A 1,977-nucleotide genomic window follows, 5' to 3' on the forward strand; every position below is an offset into this window, starting at 1 on the left:
GGTGACCCCGCCGGGCGCGGGGTTCAGGCGCGCGTCGAGCACGCTGGCGCCCACGCCGCGGATGGGTCCGCCGATGGTGATCTGCCCGCCGGGTGTCATGGGCTGCGAAATCACCGTGACGATGGTGGTTTCCGTCGGCCCGTACACGTTGTAGAGCTTGCGGCCCGGGGCCCACCGGGTGACCAGATCCGGTGGCAGCGCCTCGCCGCCGACCAGCACGTGCCGCAGCGCGGTGACGCCGGTCGGGTCGACGGTGCCCAGCGCCGAGGTGGTGATGAAGGCGTGGGTGATGCCCTCTTCGATGAACACCTGCCCCAGTTCCTCCCCGCCGACCACGCCGGGCGGCGTGATCACCAGGGTGGCCGCGCCGCCCAGGGCGAGCAGCAGATCCAGCATGGCGGCGTCGAAACTCGGTGTGGCGAAGTGCAGGACGCGGCAGCCGGGTCCGACGTCGAAGCGGTGCGCGGTCTCGGCGGCGAAGTTGGACAGGCCGCCGTGGGTGACGACGACGCCCTTGGGGATGCCGGTGGACCCGGAGGTGTAGATGACGTAGGCCGGGTTGTCCATGCGCAGCGCGGTGGTGCGTTCGCTGTCCACGATCGGCGCGTCGGAGGTGGCGAGCACGCGGCGGCGGAACGAGGGCGCGTCCAGCACGGTCCAGTTGGCCCCGTCGGGCATGCGCTCCCGATACGACGACAGCGTGATGCCCACGGCCGCACCGGAGTCCAGCAGCATGTGGCTGATGCGCTGTTCCGGGTAGTTGGGGTCGACGGGCACGAACGCGGCCCCGGCCTTGGCGATGGCCAGCATCACGGCCACCGATTCGGCCGAGCGCGGAATCCCCATGGCGACCAGGGTTTCCGGTCCGACGCCGTAGCCGATGAGCACCCGGGCGAGCCGGTTGGTCCAGCGGTCGAGGGCGTCGTAGGAGATCTGGGTGCCCGCCGAGCGGACCGCGATGGCCGAGCGGTTGAGGTTGGCGGCGGCCTCGAACACCTCCGGGAAGGTGATGGGCAGCCCGGGTTCGGTGCCGCGCACCGGCGCCAGCGCCGACCATTCGGCCGAATCGAGGAGTTCCAGATCACCCACGGCGGTGGCTGGATTCGCGGCCGCCGCGCCCAGCAGCCGCACGAAGCGCTGTGCCAGCCGCTGCGCGGTGACCTCCTCGAACAGGTCGGCGGCGTAGTTCACCGACACGGTGATCCCGTCGGGTTCGCGGTTGGCGGTCCAGGATTCGGTGAGGGTGAACTGCAGATCGAATTTGGCGATGCCCGGATCGGCGTCGTCGGCCTCGATGCGCATGCCAGGCAGTTCCAGTACCCGCACGGGCTGGTTCTGCACCGACAGCATGACCTGGAACATCGGGTGATGTGCTTGCGAGCGCACCGGATTGAGCACCTCGACGAGGCGCTCGAACGGGACGTCGGCGTGCGCGAAGGCTTCCAGGTCGGTGTCGCGGACCGCGTGCAGCAGATCCGCGAAGGCGGCCCCGCCGTCGAGGTGGGTGCGCAGCACCAGCGTCCCGACGAACATGCCGACCAGACGGTCCAGTGCCGGATGTCCGCGCCCCGCAATGGGTGTGCCGACGGCGATATCGTCGCCGGAGGTCAGTCGATGCAACAGTGCCACGAGTGCCGCGTGCAGCACCATGAACATGGTGACGCCGTGCTCGGCCGCCAGCATCTGCAGCTCACGATGGGTGAACGCGTCCAGGGTGCATTCGACGGTGCCGCCGCGGTAGGTCGGAACCGGCGGTCGTGGCCGATCTGCAGGCACTGCAAGCAGTTCCGGGATGCCGTCCAGGGCGCGCCGCCAGTAGTCGAGTTGACGGCTGATCACGGATTCCGGATCGTCCTCGCTGCCCAGCACATCCTGCTGCCACAGCGTGTAATCGGCGTACTGGATGGGCAGTTCGGGCCATTCGGGCGCCGGGCCGGCGCCCGGGACCGGTCGGCCGTTGCTCCCGCCGCCGCGGAC

The 1,977-nt window shown here is 70.1% G+C and carries 1 protein-coding gene; it reads right to left on the reverse strand.

The window, feature by feature from the left end; all coding sequences use genetic code 11:
• Positions 1-1,977: non-ribosomal peptide synthetase (locus ACWELQ_RS44725; RefSeq protein ID WP_452403027.1), on the reverse strand; the 1,977-nt coding region annotated here is incomplete at both ends.

The sequence above is a fragment of the Nocardia sp. NPDC004722 genome (assembly GCF_053601505.1).